This window comes from Cellulomonas wangleii (assembly GCF_018388445.1).
Lineage (GTDB): Bacteria > Actinomycetota > Actinomycetes > Actinomycetales > Cellulomonadaceae > Cellulomonas > Cellulomonas wangleii.
Map to the genome: position 1 here is coordinate 19,833 of NZ_CP074405.1, position 16,253 is coordinate 36,085.

14 protein-coding genes are annotated in these 16,253 nt (G+C 73.7%); 6 read left to right on the forward strand and 8 right to left on the reverse strand.

Translation table 11 applies throughout. The features are described 5' to 3' along the window. Positions 1 to 131 precede the first annotated feature (131 nt). Positions 132 to 2,564 carry a glycoside hydrolase family 9 protein gene (locus KG103_RS00095; protein WP_207340066.1) on the reverse strand — a complete coding sequence of 811 codons (2,433 nt, stop codon included), beginning with the start codon at positions 2,562 to 2,564 and terminating at the stop codon, positions 132 to 134. 207 nt (positions 2,565 to 2,771) lie between these two features. Beyond that, positions 2,772 to 3,650 (reverse strand): hypothetical protein, encoded by an 879-nt coding sequence (locus KG103_RS00100; protein ID WP_207340067.1) that lies wholly within the window; start codon positions 3,648 to 3,650, stop codon positions 2,772 to 2,774. A gap of 193 nt (positions 3,651 to 3,843) precedes the next feature. Between KG103_RS00100 and KG103_RS00105 the strand changes: the two genes are divergently transcribed. Both KG103_RS00105 and KG103_RS00110 read left to right on the forward strand, forming a co-directional pair. Further along, positions 3,844 to 4,383, forward strand: a complete 540-nt coding sequence (locus KG103_RS00105) for a peptidylprolyl isomerase (RefSeq protein ID WP_089802803.1) — start codon at positions 3,844 to 3,846, stop codon at positions 4,381 to 4,383. A gap of 17 nt (positions 4,384 to 4,400) precedes the next feature. Continuing rightward, a complete protein-coding gene (locus KG103_RS00110; RefSeq protein WP_249670675.1) occupies positions 4,401 to 5,279 on the forward strand; it encodes a rhomboid family intramembrane serine protease in 879 nt (292 codons plus the stop codon). 167 nt (positions 5,280 to 5,446) lie between these two features. Here KG103_RS00110 and KG103_RS00115 read toward each other — a convergent pair whose 3' ends face one another. Continuing rightward, positions 5,447 to 5,695, reverse strand: a complete 249-nt coding sequence (locus tag KG103_RS00115; RefSeq protein WP_207340068.1) for a cell division protein CrgA — start codon at positions 5,693 to 5,695, stop codon at positions 5,447 to 5,449. Positions 5,696 to 5,885: 190 nt separating this feature from the next. Between KG103_RS00115 and KG103_RS00120 the strand changes: the two genes are divergently transcribed. From KG103_RS00120 to KG103_RS00135, 4 genes are all read left to right on the forward strand, one after another. After that, entirely contained in the window at positions 5,886 to 6,740 is an 855-nt protein-coding gene (locus KG103_RS00120; RefSeq protein ID WP_207340069.1) for a DUF881 domain-containing protein, read from the forward strand. A gap of 83 nt (positions 6,741 to 6,823) precedes the next feature. Further along, entirely contained in the window at positions 6,824 to 7,513 is a 690-nt protein-coding gene (locus KG103_RS00125; RefSeq protein WP_249670676.1) for a class E sortase, read from the forward strand. 46 nt (positions 7,514 to 7,559) lie between these two features. Continuing rightward, positions 7,560 to 7,721: a hypothetical protein gene (locus KG103_RS00130; protein ID WP_177199764.1), complete on the forward strand. Its 162-nt coding sequence runs from the start codon at positions 7,560 to 7,562 to the stop codon at positions 7,719 to 7,721. After that, a complete protein-coding gene (locus KG103_RS00135) occupies positions 7,718 to 8,341 on the forward strand; it encodes an aminodeoxychorismate/anthranilate synthase component II (RefSeq protein WP_207340071.1) in 624 nt (207 codons plus the stop codon). The genes KG103_RS00130 and KG103_RS00135 overlap by 4 nt, the downstream gene beginning before the upstream one ends. An 87-nt stretch (positions 8,342 to 8,428) precedes the next feature. On the opposite strand, the gene pknB is transcribed toward KG103_RS00135, so the two are convergent. The 5 genes from pknB to KG103_RS00160 are packed head-to-tail and all read right to left on the reverse strand — an operon-like array spanning position 8,429 to position 16,251. Continuing rightward, positions 8,429 to 10,429 (reverse strand): Stk1 family PASTA domain-containing Ser/Thr kinase, encoded by a 2,001-nt coding sequence (pknB, locus tag KG103_RS00140; RefSeq protein WP_207340072.1) that lies wholly within the window; start codon positions 10,427 to 10,429, stop codon positions 8,429 to 8,431. Continuing rightward, positions 10,429 to 11,811 carry a serine/threonine-protein kinase gene (locus KG103_RS00145; protein ID WP_207340073.1) on the reverse strand — a complete coding sequence of 461 codons (1,383 nt, stop codon included), beginning with the start codon at positions 11,809 to 11,811 and terminating at the stop codon, positions 10,429 to 10,431. The genes pknB and KG103_RS00145 overlap by 1 nt, the downstream gene beginning before the upstream one ends. Next, a complete protein-coding gene (locus KG103_RS00150) occupies positions 11,808 to 13,259 on the reverse strand; it encodes a peptidoglycan D,D-transpeptidase FtsI family protein (RefSeq protein ID WP_207340074.1) in 1,452 nt (483 codons plus the stop codon). The genes KG103_RS00145 and KG103_RS00150 overlap by 4 nt, the downstream gene beginning before the upstream one ends. After that, positions 13,256 to 14,818 carry an FtsW/RodA/SpoVE family cell cycle protein gene (locus tag KG103_RS00155; protein ID WP_207340075.1) on the reverse strand — a complete coding sequence of 521 codons (1,563 nt, stop codon included), beginning with the start codon at positions 14,816 to 14,818 and terminating at the stop codon, positions 13,256 to 13,258. Before KG103_RS00155 ends, KG103_RS00150 begins: the two co-directional genes overlap by 4 nt. Beyond that, entirely contained in the window at positions 14,818 to 16,251 is a 1,434-nt protein-coding gene (locus KG103_RS00160) for a Stp1/IreP family PP2C-type Ser/Thr phosphatase (RefSeq protein WP_207340076.1), read from the reverse strand. The genes KG103_RS00155 and KG103_RS00160 overlap by 1 nt, the downstream gene beginning before the upstream one ends. Between the last annotated feature and the right edge of the window lie 2 nt (positions 16,252 to 16,253).

Genomic DNA, 16,253 nt, shown 5'->3' on the forward strand with positions numbered 1-16,253 from the left:
CCTCGTGCGGCGTCCGGCTGCCCCCGCGGCGGACGCCCGGCCCGGACGGGCGGATACGGGCCGCCCGCCCGGGGGTTGGATCGGTCCCGGTCCGGCGACGTCGGGGGTCGAGCCGGACCGGGACCCGTCTGTCACCCGGCCGCGCAGGTGGCGCCGTTCACCGTGAACGACGTCGGGGCCGGGTTCTGGCCGGTGTGCGACCCGTTGAAGCCCAGGTCGACCGACGCGCCGGGGGCGAGCGTGGCGTTCCACGCCGCACCCGTGGCGGTCACGGTGGAGCCCGTCTGCGACCACGTCGCGCTCCATCCCTGCTGCACCTGCTGCCCCGCGGGCAGCGTGAAGGACAGCGACCAGGTCAGCGGCGCCGAGCCCGTGTTCTTCAGCCGCACGGACGCGGTGAAGCCCGAGCTCCAGGTGTTGGCGCTGTACGTCACGGCGCACGTGGCCGGGCCCGGCGTGGGGGTGACGCCCGGGGTGGGCGTGACCGTGGGTGTCGGGGTGACCGTGGGGGTCGGGGTGACCGTGGGGGTCGGCGTGACCGTGGGTGTCGGGGTCACGGTGGGTGTCGGGGTCACCGTGGGCGTCGGGGTGACGGACGGCGTCGGGGTCGGGCCCGTCCCGTCGGGCACCGTGCCCCACAGCAGCGTGCCACCCTCGTGCAGCGTGATGCCCGTGGTCCGGACCGGGTCCCCGGTGGCGGGCAGGCCGGCGAACGACGGGTCGTTCGTGGCGTCCCACCCGGTCGTGCCGGCGACGCGGAACTGGATCTCGCGACGGTGCTGCGACTGGCCACCGGGGTGGATGTTCTGCCCCGCGCAGCTCAGCTCCGCGTAGTACAGGCTGCCCCCGGCGGCGACGACCTTCGACGGCGTCGTGCCGCACTCGCTGTAGTTGGTCGAGACGGTCACGGCGGAGGCGGGCACGCCTGCGTCGAGCGTGAACCAGTACCGGATCGAGGCGTTGGTGAGCGATCGCGCCGGGAACGCCGAGCGGTTGCGGATGATCGCCTTGACCTCGGTGAACGTCCCCCCGGCGGGCTGGTTGAGCTTGGCCTCGACGAAGAACTCGGCCTGGTCCGGCTTCTCCGGCTGCGGGAACGACGCGAGCGGCGTGCCGCCGTACTCGGCCGTGAGGTACGCCAGCGCGCCGGTGAAGCCGGCGTTGTAGTCGGTCGCGACCTCGTTGGCGACGTAGTCGCCGCGGTCGTCGGTGTACGCGTCGTTGGCCGAGCCGGGGCCGCCCACCAGGGCGCCGTACAGCACGTGCCGCGTCTCGACCGGGTCCTTCAACGAGTCCAGCCACGACCCGTGCGCGGTGCGGTGGTGCGGGTTCTTCGGCGGGTTCGTGCCGAAGCCGACGACGTACGAGGACTTGCGGGGGTTGTCGCCCAGCGCGTAGTTGATCTGCCGCACGCCGAAGTCGTGGTACCGCGCCTTGCGGGTGGTGTCGGTGAGCCAGTCGCTGTAGACCAGCGCGACGAACGACGTGTTCGCGGCGTACCGCAGGGCGCCCCAGGAGTCGAGCACGGCCATGCCGCCGGGGGAGTAGGTGACCTTCGCGCCGTTGACGCCGACGGTCCAGTAGTCGAGCCAGCGGTTCGCGTCGTCGACGTACTTCTGCTTGCCGGTCTCCATGGCCAGCAGCGCGTACGCGGCGTACGACTTGTCGTCCCACGCGACGGTCCACTTGTACGACTTGGTGGTCGTCTGGTTCTCGTTGCTGAGCTTGTCGTACTCGGCCTCGGCCTTGGCCAGGTACGTCGCGTCACCCGTCGCCTTGTAGAGCCAGTACGCGCCCCACACCAGCTCGTCCTGGTAGCCGGACCACGACTTGTAGAACGACTGGGCGTCGGTGACGCAGTCGGAGTACTTGCCGCGGTAGGTGTCCGCGAACGAGTAGAGCTGCTTGGCGTGGCTCAGCAGGGTCGCGGAGTAGGAGGCGTCCGACCCCTTGAACACCAGCGCCGCGGACGCCATGGCCGCGGCGGTCTCGGCGGCGGCGTCGGAGCCCGGGCAGGACGCGCTGATCTTGTACGCGGGGCGGGCCATGGTCATGACCTCGGCCGGGCCCCACCACTTGTGGTCGTCGTCGCCCTTGCCGACCTGCACGTAGAGCTCGTCGGGGGCGGTGTGCGCCTTGATGAAGTAGTCGTTGACGGCGCGCAGGTTGTCGCGCAGCTCGTCCATCTGGCCGGCCTGGGTGTACCCCTGCGGGCTCTCCACCGCGCCCCACGCGAGCATCGTCGCGGTGAAGGCCATGGGCAGCCCGAACTTCACGTGGTCCCCGGCGTCGTACCAGCCACCCGTCAGGTCCTTGCCGACGTCCTTGCCGTCGTCGAGCGCCGAGTCGCCGCGCCACGACACCGGGTAGTCGGCCGGCAGGTCGCCGGAACGCTGCGCCTGGTAGAAGAACATCGACTTCTGCAGCGCCTCGGCGTAGTTGTACGCGGGCGCGGCCTGTGCGGCCTGGACCGGCAGGGTCACGGCTCCGGCGGCCATCGCGACGGCGGCGGCGCCGGCCCACAGCGCGCGGCGGCGCGGGCGGGGGGTGGGGGTGCGGGGCATGGCACTTCCCTTCGGACGGGACCGGGGCGCCGGTGGAGCGCTCCCACGACCGCCGGACGCGGCACGACGACGACGTCGCAGGACGGGGGTCTGGGGCGATCGTCGTGAGGTGAGCCGGGGGCGGTCAACGCCCGAAGCGTTTAGGCCCGGACGCACGCCGGCCCCGGGCCGTCGAGGACGGGCCGGGGCCGGACGGGCGTGATCAGGTCAGGACGCGGGCGTCGTGCCCTCGTCGGGCGTGGTGCCGTCCGGCGTCTTCGGGGTGGAGCGGCGCGTGGCCTTGCGGGCCGTCTCCTGCGCCGCGTCGCGGGCCTCCTTGGCCTTGTCGCCCAGCTCCTCGGTCGCGTGGCCCACGGCCTCGGCGGCCTTGCCGACCGCGTCGCGGCTCTTGGCCACGGCCGTGCCGGCGGCCTCGCCCACCGCGTCGGCGGCGTCGCCCACCGCGTCCGTCAGGTCACCGGCCGCCGTCTGCGCGCGGGCGCGCAGCGACTCGCTGCCCAGGGAGTCCGCCGGCTCCCACGGCTCGGCCCACGGGTCCGTGGTCGAGCGCGAGCGGAGCCACGCGAACAGCGCGGCACCCGCGCCGGTCAGACCCGCCACGACCCAGAACACCTTGGCGCCGGAGCGCTTGTGCTCGGCCTTGGCCGCCTCCTTGGCGGCCTTCCGCGCGGCCTTGGCGATCTTCTTGGAGTGCTTGCCCGCGGACGTGGCCGCGACGTCCGCAGCCTGCCCCACCTGGGCGCCCGCCTTCACCGCGGCCTCGTTCATCGCTGCGACGAGCTTGGGGATCAGCTCGTCGACCAGCTTGTCGTGGGCGGTGTCGATCGCCGGGGTCGCCTTCTGCGCGACCTTCTCCACCTGCGGGGCGGCCGTCTTCACGCTCTCGCGGTACAGGTGCTCCACCTGCGGCACGAGCCACGCGACGAAGGCCTCGACCTTGGGGGTCGTCCAGTCCTTCGCCTGGCCTGCCGCGTCACTCGCCCGGGCGGCGCCGTGCTTGGCGCCGTCGGCCAGGGTCGCGCCGAGGCCCGCTGCTTGGCCCTTCAGGCGTTCGGTGTCGACGTCGATCTTCGGACGGTGGGTCATCTGCCACTCCCGCGCTGTCTCGGCTGTCTCGGCTAGGTGGTGCTGGGGTCTTCTCGAGCGGTGGCTCGACGCTGTGACCTCACACTCTGCCACCGCTCGCGCCGTCGTGCCCGACGCACAGGGGTGGTTCGGCCGTTGCGATCGACCCGACCGTCCGCGGTGCGACGTCGGCGACGGGTGCCAGACTGGACCCATGTTCGCCACCATCCACACGTCCGCCGGTGACATCCGGGTCGAGCTGTTCGAGAACCACGCGCCGCGCACCGTCGAGAACTTCGTCGGGCTGGCCAAGGGCACCATCGAGTGGACCGACCCCAGCACCGGCGCGCCCCGTACCGACCCGCTGTACTCCGGCGTCGTCTTCCACCGCGTCATCCCGGACTTCATGATCCAGGGCGGCGACCCGCTCGGGAACGGCCGCGGCGGCCCGGGCTACCAGTTCGACGACGAGATCCACCCCGAGCTCACGTTCTCCGAGCCCTACCTGCTCGCCATGGCCAACGCCGGCAAGCGCCTCGACCCGGTCACGGGCAAGGTCGGCGGCACCAACGGGTCGCAGTTCTTCATCTCCGTGGCGCCCACCACGTGGCTCAACGGCAAGCACACGATCTTCGGCAAGGTCGTGGACGACGAGAGCCGCAAGGTGGTCGACGCGATCGCCGCGACGCCCACGCGTCCCGGTGACCGCCCCGTCCAGGACGTGACCATCACGTCCATCACGGTGGAGGACTGACCATCAGCGGTCCCGACGTGCCGGGCGGCCCCCCCGCGGGGCCGCCCGGCGTGCCCGGCGGTGCGGCCGAGCAGGTTCCCGTGTGCCCGCGGCACCCCGACCGCGTCTCCTACGTGCGGTGCCAGCGCTGCGGCCGGCCCGCGTGCCCCGAGTGCCAGCGGCCGGCCCCGGTCGGCATCCACTGCGTCGACTGCGTCGCGGAGGCGGCACGGACCGCCCGCGAGGGGCGCACCGTGTTCGGCGGCCGCGTGCGCGCCGGGCGGCCCGTCGTCACGCTGACCCTCATCGGGCTGTGCGCCGTGTCCTACGTGCTCCAGCTCGCGGTGCCCGGGTGGACGTCGCAGTGGGCGTTCAGCCCGCTGGCCGGCGCCTTCGAGCCGTGGCGGTTCCTCACCGCGGCGTTCCTGCACTCGCCGGGCCAGGTCTTCCACATCCTGTTCAACATGCTCGCGCTGTGGATGATCGGGCCGTACCTGGAGAGCACGCTCGGGCGCGCGCGGTTCGCCGTGCTGTACCTGATGAGCGCCCTCGGCGGGTCCGTGGCCGCCGTGCTGCTCGCGACCGCCACCGACAGCTGGACCACGGCGATGGTCGGTGCCTCGGGTGCCGTCTTCGGACTGTTCGGCGCCGTGCTCGTGGTGCTGCGGCGCCTGGGCCGTGACGCCGGGCCCATCATCGGGATCCTCGTCCTCAACGGCGTGCTGGGGTTCGTGCTGCCCAACATCGCCTGGCAGGCGCACCTGGGCGGACTCGTCGTGGGGGCCGCGCTGGGTGCGGCCTTCGCCTACGCCCCGCGCGAGCGGCGGGCCCTGGTCGGCTGGGCCGCACCCGTCGCGGTCCTCGTCCTGCTCCTCGGGGCCACGTGGGCGACGTACGCGTCCGTCGGCCTCGTCTGACCTGCTGACGCACCCTCCCCAGCGTTACTCACAGCTGTGGAACTACACCGATGTAGTTCTCCACAGGTATGTGCACCGCCTGTGGATGACCAACGGCGCGGGTTGTGGACAGGGCTGTGGGCGCGTGACGCGCGCTCAGCCCTGTCCCCGCGGGAAGAAGGTGCTGCTCAGCGCCAGCGCGTCAGCATGCCGAAGCCCACGATGATGATCGCGAAGCCGACGGCGAGGTTCCACTGACCGATGGGCAGCGGGTACGCGGCACCGGGGGAGAGGTACGTGACGACCAGCCACAGCAGGCCGAAGATCATCAGGCCCAGCGACACCGGCAGGAACCAGCGGGGCAGGGGCTTGGGCGCGGCGGCCTTGGCCGGCGGCGGGGTGTAGGTCGCCTTCTTGCGCGACTTCGACTCGGGCACGGGCGGGCTCCTGTCTGCGACGGTGCGATGAGCAGGTGGGAACCGACACCACCGGGCGGATCTGGACGGTGGGCCGTCCGAGTGCCCGATGTCGTCGACCTGCGGACCGGTGTCGGCGTGCCGCCGAACGTGACCTAGCGTAGTGCCGTCGTCCCGCCGCACGTGCGGGGACCCTGCGGAGGGAGACGCCGTGACCGAGACCGCCGGTGCCCGGGCGCGCGCCCGACGGCCCGGCCTGGGCCGCGGCGCCGTCGCCGTGGGTCTCGTCCTCGGGCTGTCCGGCCTCCTGTTCACCGTCAACGCCCGCAGCGCCGGCACGGACGAGGCGCGCCACCCGCAGGACCTGCGCGAGCTGACGCAGAAGCAGGCCGCCACCGTACAGCGCCTGTCCGGCGAGGTCGACACGCTGCGGGCCGAGGTGGAGGCACTCACCGCCGAGCAGAACGCCCTCGCGGGCAGGCCGGCCCTCACCCCCACGGCGGGTGACCTCGTGGCGGGTGGCTCGGTGCCGGTCAGCGGACCGGGCCTCGTCATCTCCCTGGACGACGCCCCGGTGGACTCCCGGCGCGACGACGTCCGACCGGACCTGCTCGTGGTGCACCAGCAGGACATCCAGGCCGTCATGAACGCCCTGTGGGCGGGTGGCGCCGAGGCGATGGGCCTGATGGACCAGCGGGTGGTGTCCACGACCGGCGTGCAGTGCCAGGGCAACGTCCTGCGCCTGCACGGCCGCATGTACTCGCCGCCGTTCGTCATCACGGCCGTGGGCGACCCCGAGCAGCTGCGTGCCGCGCTCGCCGCGGACGAGGACGTCCGCACCTACGTGCGGCAGGCCGGTGAGCTCAACCTGGGCTGGGACCTCGAGGAACGGAGCGAGGTCGAGCTGCCTGCCTACTCCGGCGCGACCGAGCTGGGCTGGGCGCGCGTGCCGGACGACGTCGAGGTGCTGCCCGGCGTGCCCGCGGCGGCACCGGCGGACGAGGACGCCCCCACGGCGAGCGCCCGGCCGAGCGGCCCGCGGACGACCGAGGAGGGCCACCTGTGACCCGGTCCGCCACGACGGAGCGGGCACCCGCACACGTCCGCGCGACACGTCCGCGCACCGCTGCCGGGTTCTTCTATGGCGCCGTGGGTGTCCTCGGCGAGCTGCTCATCACCCTGGGTGTGCTGCTGCTGGGGTTCCTGGTGTGGCAGCTGTGGTGGACGGACGTCGAGGGCGACGCCGTGCAGGCGGAGATCGTCCGGGACCTCGACTTCGCCCCGCCCGCCGCGGCGGTCGACGACGACAGCGGGATCGCCGAGCCGCGACGCGACGAGCCGCCGGTGATCGAGGAGCCCGCGCACGCGGTCTCGTTCGCCACGCTCCAGGTGCCGCGCTGGGCCGGGGAGCCCGAGCGCCCGATCTCGCAGGGGACCGACCGGCCCACGGTGCTGGACGTGCTGGGCATCGGGCACTACCCCGGCACCGCGATGCCGGGGGGAGTGGGCAACTTCGCGCTCGCCGGGCACCGGGTGACGTACGGCAAGCCGTTCAACCGCATCGAGGAGCTGCAGCTCGGCGACCCGCTCGTCGTCCGCACGGCCGACACCTGGTACGTGTACCGGGTCACGGGCACCGAGGTCGTCCTGCCGCCCGACGTGCGGGTCATCGCGCCCGTGCCCAACGAGCCCGGCGTCGAGCCGACGGAGCGGTACATCACGCTCACCACGTGCCACCCCATGTTCTCCGCGCGCGAGCGGTTCATCGTGCACGGCGTGCTCGACTACTGGGCCCCCGTGTCGTCCGGCACCCCCGCCGAGCTGCTGGGGACGCCGTGACCGGCAGGCGGGACCGGGCTGGGCGCACGACGACGGGAGGCTCATGATGTACGGATGGTTGTGGCGGCACCTGCCGGGCCCGGTGCCCGTGCGCGTGGTCCTCGCGGCCGTGCTCGCCGCGGCGGTGCTCGCGGCGTGCTTCCTGTGGCTGTACCCCGCGGTCGCGCCGTACATGCCCTTCAACGAGACCACGGTGGGTGAGGGATGACGCGGATCCTCGTCGTCGACAACTACGACTCGTTCGTCTACACGATCGTCGGCTACCTCGACCAGCTCGGGGCGAAGCCGGAGGTCGTGCGCAACGACGCCGTGCCGCCCGCCGCGGAACGCGCCGGGTACGACGGCGTCCTCGTGTCCCCGGGCCCCGGCGCACCCGCCGACGCCGGTGCGAGCACCCAGGTCATCCGGGACTGCGCGACGTCGGGCACGCCCATGCTCGGCGTGTGCCTGGGCCACCAGGCCCTCGGTGAGGTCTTCGGCGGCACCGTGACGCACGCCCCGGAGCTCATGCACGGCAAGACGAGCCAGGTCGAGCACGACGGTCAGGGCGTGCTCGCCGGGCTGCCCGTCCCGTTCACCGCGACGCGCTACCACTCGCTCGCGGTCGTGGACGGCACGTTCTCCGACGAGCTGGTGGTCACGGCCCGCGCGAACGGCATCATCATGGGCCTGCAGCACCGGGACCTGCCCCTGCACGGCGTGCAGTTCCACCCCGAGTCCGTGCTCACCGAGGGCGGGCACCGGCTGCTGGCCAACTGGCTGGAGGTCTGCGGGGCACGGGACGCCGTCGAGCGGTCGCAGGGGCTGCACCCGCTCGTCCGCCTCTGATCCACCGGGTCACCCGCGCCACGCGTGCGCGGATCCCGACGGACGGACGCCCCCCGACCCTGAGGTCGGGGGGCGTCCGCGTCGCTGTCAGTCGTCCGACGCCCGCGTGGGCGAGGGGGACGGTGCCGGGTTGTTGCCGGCGCTCGGGCCGCGCGACACCCGCAGCGTCACGCGCTGCTCCTTGGCGATCTCGGTGCCGCCGCTCGGGTCGGACGACACCACCGTGTTCGCCGCCTCGTCCGAGGCGACGTCCTCACGGGCGATGTTCGTCAGGCCGACGGCCTGCAGCGCCTGGACCGCCTGGTCGTACGTCAGGCCCCGCAGGTTGGTGGGGACGGCGGCGGTGTTGGGCGGCTCGGCGATCCCCAGGTTGACGGCCGATCCCTGAAGCACGACCGCGCCCTCGGGACGGTCCTGCGAGACCACGTTGCCCTCGGGCTCGGTCGACGCCACGTTGCTGGTGTTGACCCGCAGACCGAGCGCCGTCAGCTCCTCGGTCGCGACCTCGACGTTCTTGCCGGTCACGTTCGGCACGACGACGTTGCCGGAGGACACGTACAGCGTCACGGTGGCGCCCGCCTTGACCGGGCTGGCCGCCGGGGGGTCGGTCTTGGTGACGCGGCCCTTCGGCACCGACGGGTTGTCCTCCGGCTGCCGGGTCGGCGACACCGACAGGCCCGCCGCCTCGAGCGCGGCGGCCGCCTCGGCCTCGGTCTGCCCGGCCACGTCCGGGACCGTGACCTCGGAGGGGCCGGTCGAGATGTAGACCTTGACCGACGTCTCCTTCTCGACCGTCTCGCCGGCCGCGGGGTCGGTACGGGTCGCGGAGCCGGCAGGTACGTCGTCGCTGGGCTCCTGCGCGGGCTCCGGGACGAGGTCCGCGTCGCGGATCGTCTGGACGGCCTCCTCCTGGGACATCCCGGCGACGGTCGGGACCGCGACGGTCGTGTCGACCGGCGCGTCCTGGCCCCGCATGAGCGCCCAGACGATGCCACCCACCGCGAGCAGCGCGACCGCCGCGAGCACCCAGATGAGCCAGGGGCGCTTCTTCTCGTCCTCGTCCGGGCCGGGCTCGTCCGTCTCCAGCGTGCTGAGGCCCGTGGCGCCCCACGGTGCCGTCGCCGGGGGCATGGCCTGCGTCGTCTGCGTCGTCGGCGCCATGACCTGCGTGGCGTCCGCGGCCGCGACACCGGCCGCCGCGGCACCCACGGCGGGCGCGTTGACGTGGCCGCCGCGCAGCACCGCCTCCAGGTCGGCGCGGAACTCCGCCGCCGACGAGTACCGGGCGTCGCGCTCCTTGGCCAGCGCCTTCAGCGTGATGCGGTCCAACGCCTCGGGGACGTCGGACGCGATGGAGCTGGGTACCGGCGGGATCTCCCGCACGTGCTGGTAGGCCACCGCCACGGGGGAGTCCCCGACGAAGGGGGGCCGGCCCGTGAGCAGCTCGAACAGCAGGCAGCCGGTCGAGTACAGGTCGGACCGGGCGTCCACCTGCTCGCCGCGCGCCTGCTCGGGGGACAGGTACTGGGCGGTGCCGATGACCGCCTGCGTCTGCGTCATCGTCGCGGCCGAGTCGGCGACGGCACGGGCGATGCCGAAGTCCATGACCTTGACCGCGCCGGTGGGCGTGATCATGACGTTGGCCGGCTTGATGTCGCGGTGCACGATCCCCGCGTGGTGCGAGTACTCCAGCGCCGACAGCACGCCCGCGGTGATCTCCACGGCCTCGTCGATCGGTACGGCCTGGCCGTCGCGCAGGATGTCCCGCACCGTGTGGCCCTCGACGTACTCCATGACGATGAACGGCACGTGCGCGACCGTGCCGGTCGGCTCGGTGAACACGTCCTCACCGGTGTCGTACACCGCGACGATCGCCGGGTGGTTGAGCGCCGCGGCCGACTGCGCCTCACGGCGGAACCGGTTCTGGAAGGACGGGTCACGTGCCAGGTCGGACCGCAGGATCTTGATGGCCACGGTGCGTCCCAGGCGCGTGTCGTGCCCGATGTGCACCTCGGCCATGCCGCCGCGCCCGATGAGCTCGCCGACCTCGTACCTGCCGGCGAGGATGCGCGATCCTTCGTCCACCACTAGGAGTCCTTCACTTCCGTCGGTCGGGGCGCACCGGTTCGTGCCAGGGCCCCGTCTGCCGGGGCGGGGAGGCCGCCGCGGCTCGGTTCTGCGGCGATCATCCCACCCGGTGGGCCGCCACGAGGGTACTCGGCGGTCACCGCGCGCCCTGCCGGTTCCTGCGGGCCGGCCCCGAGCAGCCGGTCCGCCAGCGCCGCCCCGAGCAGTGCGACCAGCACGAGCACGAGCGCGACCAGCGGCAGGCGCAGGCGCCGGACCCAGCCGGAGGCGCTCGCCAGGACACCGTCGAGCGGGCCGTCGGACGGTGCTTCACGGCGACCACGTCGGGTGCCGTCGTCAGCGGGTGCGGCACGCCCGGCGCGCTCGCGCCGGGACGGCGGGTACGACGGCGGCGCGGCCTCGGTGCGCGCGGCCTCCCTGCCCGCACCGGGGCGCGTGGTGCCGCCGACGGGTGCGGGCCGGGAGGCCGCGTCCGGCGACGTGCGCGGGCCGGTGGCGCCACGGCGGTCCTCACGGGCCCGGTCCGGCTTGCTGACCAGAACGGCCACGCCGGACGGCGGCGTCTGCGGCAGAAGCCGGTCGAGCAGCCCCGCGAGCTCCTCGCCCGACGCCGGGCGCTCGGAGGGCTCCTTGGACAGCAGGCGCAGCACGAGCGCCGCCAGCTTGCGGTCCACGGACGCCGGCAGCGGCGGCACGGGGTCGTTGACGTGGGCAACGGCGATGTCGACGGCCGTGGGACCGGTGAAGGGGCGGCGGCCGGCCAGCGCCTCGTACGCCACCACACCCAGGGAGTACAGGTCGGACAGCGGGGTCGCGGGGCGGCCCACGGCCTGCTCGGGGGAGAGGTACTGGGCCGTGCCCATCACCATGCCGGTGGCCGTCATGGTCTTCTGGTCGGCGGCGAGCGACACCCCGAAGTCGGTGATCTTCACCCGTCCGGACCGCGCGAGCAGCACGTTGCCGGGCTTGACGTCCCGGTGCACGACGCCGGCCTGGTGCGCGGCGTGCAGCCCGCGGGCGGTCTGGGCGAGGATCGGCAGCAGCCGTCGGGGCGGGAGCACGGGCTCCCGCTCGAGCAGGTCGGACAGCGGCTCGCCCACGACGAGCTCCATGACGAGGTACGCGGAGCCCTCCTGCTCGCCGTAGTCGAACAGCGCGGCGATGTGCGGGTGGTGCAGGGCGGCGGAGTTGCGCGCTTCTGTGCGGAACCGCTCCAGGAACCCGGCGTCCCCGGCGAACTCGTTGCGCAGCACCTTGACGGCGACCGCACGCGCCAGGGCGTCGTCGTTGGCCTCCCACACCTCGCCCATGCCGCCCACGGCGATGCGGCGCAGCAGCCGGTAGCGGCCACCGCCCAGCGCGACACCCGGAGCCGTCCTCATGAGGCCAGCACCGCCTGGATGACGGCGCGGGCGATCGGTGCGGCGACCGCCCCGCCGGTCGCCTCGTTGCCCAGGCTGCCGCCGTTCTCCACGATCACCGCGACCGCGACACGCGGTGCGTCGGCGGGGGCGAAGGCGGTGAACCACGCGTGCGGCGGCTGCCCCTCGACGGTCTGGGCCGTGCCGGTCTTGCCCGCGACCTGCACACCGTCGATGCGGGCGGAGCGTCCGGTGCCGGACTCGACCACACCCACCATCATCTGCGTCAGGGCGCTCGCGGTCGACGCCGACACGGCGTCGGAGAGCGCCTCGGGCTTGGTCTGCGACACCACGGTGAGGTCGGCGGCGCGGACGGTGTCGACCAGGTACGGCGTCATGACGCGCCCGCCGTTGGCGATCCCGGACGCCACCATGGCCATCTGCAGCGGCGTCGCCTGCACGTCCCGCTGCCCGATCGCGGACTGCGCCAGCATCGCCGGGTCCAGGCCGTCGGGGAACACGGACTCGACCACGGGCATCGGCACGGTCAGCGAGTCGTCGAGGAACCCGAAGCGCTCGGACTGCTCGCGCAGCGCGTCCTCCCCGAGCGTCAGGCCGAGGCTCGCGAAGGCGGTGTTGCAGGAGATGCGCAGCGCCTCCGCGAGGCTCACCTGGTCGGCGCCGCAGCTGCTGCCGCCGAAGTTGCTGATCGTGGCCGAGGTCTGGGGGAGCGCGAGCTCGGTGGGCGACGGGACCAGGGTGTCCGCGGTGTACTGCCCGGACTCCAGGGCGGCCGCGGCCGTGACCAGCTTGAACGTGGACCCGGGCGCGAATCGCTCCTGGGTGCCCTTGGAGCGCAGCGGGTTGCCCGGGGCCGCCTCGAGCGCGCGGTACTGCGCGGCGGCCTCCGTCGTGGAGTGCACCGCCAGGGCGTTGGGGTCGAACCCGGGGGTGGACACCAGCGCGAGGATCCGCCCCGTGCTCGGCTCGAGGGCCACGACCGCGCCCTCCTGGTTCCCCAGGCCGTCCCACGCCGCCTGCTGGGCCGCGGGCACGATGGTCGTCTCGACCGCGGCGCCCTCGGGCCGCCGGCCCGTGAGCAGGTCGCGGATGCGCGTGAAGAAGAGCTGGTCCGACCGGCCCGTGAGCTGGTCGTTCTCGGCCTCCTCGAGCTGCGTGCGGCCGTTGGCGATCGAGTAGAACCCGGTGACGGCCGAGTACACGGCGCCCTTCGGGTACTCCCGCTGGTAGCCGAAGGGGTCGTCGACCGGCACCGACACGGCGATGGCCTCACCGCCGGCGACGATCGGGCCGCGCGCGTTGCCGTGCTCCCGGTACAGGGTCCGCACGTTGCGGCCGTCGGTGTTGAGGGACTCGGCCTGGAAGAACTGGACCCACGACGCCGCGCCCATGAGGGCCACGAACATCACGAGCGTCAGGGTCGCGAGACGGCGCAGCGGGGTGTTCACCGGTCCTCACCTCCCAGCAGCTCGGTCGGGTTGTCGTCAGGTGCGGGGCCGTCGGTCCCGTCGTCCCGGGTGGGCGTCGACGTGCGCAGCGGCGCACCGCCGGCGTCCGCGGCCGGGGCGCCGGGGCGGGCCGTGGAGCGTCCGTTGCCGGCGGGGCGCGAGCGTCCGGGACCGGCCACCGGGATGCCGATGTCCGGCGTGGCGATCGCGCGGACCGCGGGCACGGGACGTCGTGCCTCGTCCGAGATGCGCAGCAGCAGCGCGGCGATCATCCAGTTGGCGACCAGCGAGGACCCCCCGTACGCCAGGAAGGGCGTGGTCAGGCCGGTCAGCGGGATGAGCCGGGTCACGCCGCCGACGACGACGAACAGCTGGAACGCGATGACGAAGGACAGGCCGCCGGCGAGCAGCTTGCCGAAGCCGTCGCGCACGCCGATCGCCGTGCGCAGGCCGCGCTCCACCAGGATCGTGTACAGCAGCAGGATCGCGATGAGCCCGGTCAGCCCCAGCTCCTCGCCGAGCGACGCGACGATGAAGTCGGAGTAGGCGAACGGGACCAGGTCGGGGCGGCCCTGCCCCAGGCCGGTGCCGAACAGGCCGCCGCTGGCCATGCCGAACAGCCCGGCCACGAGCTGGCCCGAGCCGCCGGGCGACCGGTTGTAGATCTCGGGGTCCAGGGCGTGCAGCCACACGTCGAACCGTGCGCCCACGTGGCCGAACGCGGTCGCCGCGACCGCGGCGCCGCCGACGAACAGCAGCAGGCCGATGACGATCCAGGACGTGCGCTCCGTGGCCAGGTACAGCACGGCCACGAACAGCCCGAAGAACAGCAGCGACGTGCCGAGGTCGCGCTGCAGCACGAGGACCGCGAGCGACGCGGCCCAGACCACCAGGATCGGGCCCAGGTCGCGGGCGCGCGGCAGCTGCAGGCCCACGACACGCTTGCCGGCCAGGGCGAGCGTGTCGCGGTGGGTCACCAGGTACCCGGCGAAGAACACCGCCAGCGCGATCTTGGCGAACTCCGCCGGCTGCATGCCGACCGGCCCCACGCGCACCCAGATGCGGGCGCCGTTGATGGTCTGTCCCAGCCCTGGGACCAGGGGCAGCACGATGAGCACCAGACCGACGACCATGGCCGTGTACGTGTACCGGCGCAGGGTGCGGTGGTCGCGCAGCACCAGCAGCACGACGATCGCCAGGGCGACCGAGATGGCGGTCCACGCGAGCTGGCGGTCGGCGATGTCCGCGTCGGCACGGCCTCGCGCCGCGTACGCGATGGAGATGCGGTAGATCATCGCCAGGCCGATGCCGTTGAGCGCCACCACCACCGGCAGGATCACCGGGTCGGCGTACGGGGCGCGCAGGCGCAGCACCACGTGCACGACGAACGCGAGCACGGTGGTGCCCGCGGCGTAGGCGATGACGTGGGGCGGTACCGAGCCGGTGGCACCCAGGCCGGTCAGCACGTACCCGGCGATGCCGATGCCGAGCGCCGGGACGAGCAGCAGCAGCTCGGTGCCACGCCCGGGGCGGACGCGGTGCGGCTGGACGCTGGCCATCACAGCGCGGGTGCGACCGCTGCCGGGCCGCCGGACGGTGCACCCGCCGCGGGGGCGGGCTCGACGGGGGGCGGGATCACGGGCTCGGTCGCGGGCGCCGGCAGCGTCTGCTCGGGGGCGGGGGCGGGGGTCAGGGAGGGGACGGGCGTGGGCGTCGGCAGCACGACGTCGTCGGTGAGCATCTCCACCAGGCGTCGCGCCTGGTCCAGCGAGGGGGCGGAGATCGTCTTCTCGACGCGCTCGCGCAGGTAGGCGGGCAGGTCGTCGACCTGGACGTCGGAGGTCTCGACGACGGACGCGAGCTCGAGCGGGCCGAGGGACTGCGGGATCCCGCGAAACACGGTGACCCGACCGTCGGACGTGCCGACGAAGTACTGCGTCTGCGTCCAGGCGTACCCACCCACCAGGGCGGCGACCACCGCGACCCCGACGGCGACCCACGTGAGCAGCAGACCACGTCGGCGCGGCGCGGGCGCCAGCGGCTCGTCGCCGTCGTCCGGGGCGGACGCCGTGGCGACCTTCGCGTCCTCGTCGTCGTCCTCGGCGCCGTCCTGCGGGTCCGACGCGCCGGTGCGGGCGCGCCGGGACAGCGACGCCGCACGCGCGGCCGGGCCGTCCACCGCGGCCGACGGCCGCTTGCGGCTCAGGGCCGCGGCACCGACGACGACGCTGGCGGTGGAGGGCATGGCGCCGTCCGGCAGGTCGTCGAGCTCGACGACGTCGGCCAGCACCACCGTGACGTTGTCGGGTCCGCCGGCCCGCAGCGCGAGCTGCACCAGGCGGTCGGCGCACGCGTCGACGTCCTCGATGTCCGCGAGGGTCTCCGCGATCGTCTCGGCCGAGACGTACCCCGACAGCCCGTCGGAGCACAGCAGCCAGCGGTCCCCGGGCCGCGCCTCGCGCACCGACAGGTCGGCCGTGAGGTCGGTGTCGAAGTCGCCCAGCACCCGCATGACGACGGAGCGCTGCGGGTGGTGCTCGGCCTCCTCGGGCGTGATGCGCCCGGTGTCGACGAGGTGCTGCACGAACGTGTGGTCGGTGGTGACCTGCGTGAGCGTGCCGTCGCGGAACAGGTACCCGCGCGAGTCGCCCAGGTGCACCATCGCGAGCTTGTTGCCCGCGCGCAGGATCGCCGTGACGGTGGTGCCCATGCCGGCCAGGTCCGGCTCGGCGTCGCTGCGGGAGATGATCTCGGACCGCGCGTCGTCCAGGGCCGTCTCGAGCTCGTCGAGGGCGTCGTCGGGGCCGTGCGACTCACCGTCGAGCGGGGCCATGGCCGCGACCGCGACCGACGAGGCGACGTCGCCCCCGGCGTGGCCGCCCATGCCGTCGGCGACGACGAGCAGGTGCGGGCCCGCGTACGCGGAGTCCTGGTTGTCGGAGCGCACGAGCCCCACGTCGGAGCGCGCGGCGTAGCGCAGGGCGACCGTCACGC

Bases quoted from the DNA above. Each gene is read 5' to 3' on its own strand.
- KG103_RS00145 (WP_207340073.1), bottom strand. From the start codon at position 11,811: ATGAGGACGGCTCCGGGTGTCGCGCTGGGCGGTGGCCGCTACCGGCTG.
- KG103_RS00100 (WP_207340067.1), bottom strand. From the start codon at position 3,650: ATGACCCACCGTCCGAAGATCGACGTCGACACCGAACGCCTGAAGGGC.
- KG103_RS00130 (WP_177199764.1), top strand. From the start codon at position 7,560: ATGTACGGATGGTTGTGGCGGCACCTGCCGGGCCCGGTGCCCGTGCGC.
- KG103_RS00095 (WP_207340066.1), bottom strand. From the start codon at position 2,564: ATGCCCCGCACCCCCACCCCCCGCCCGCGCCGCCGCGCGCTGTGGGCC.
- KG103_RS00135 (WP_207340071.1), top strand. From the start codon at position 7,718: ATGACGCGGATCCTCGTCGTCGACAACTACGACTCGTTCGTCTACACG.
- KG103_RS00105 (WP_089802803.1), top strand. From the start codon at position 3,844: ATGTTCGCCACCATCCACACGTCCGCCGGTGACATCCGGGTCGAGCTG.
- KG103_RS00155 (WP_207340075.1), bottom strand. From the start codon at position 14,818: ATGGCCAGCGTCCAGCCGCACCGCGTCCGCCCCGGGCGTGGCACCGAG.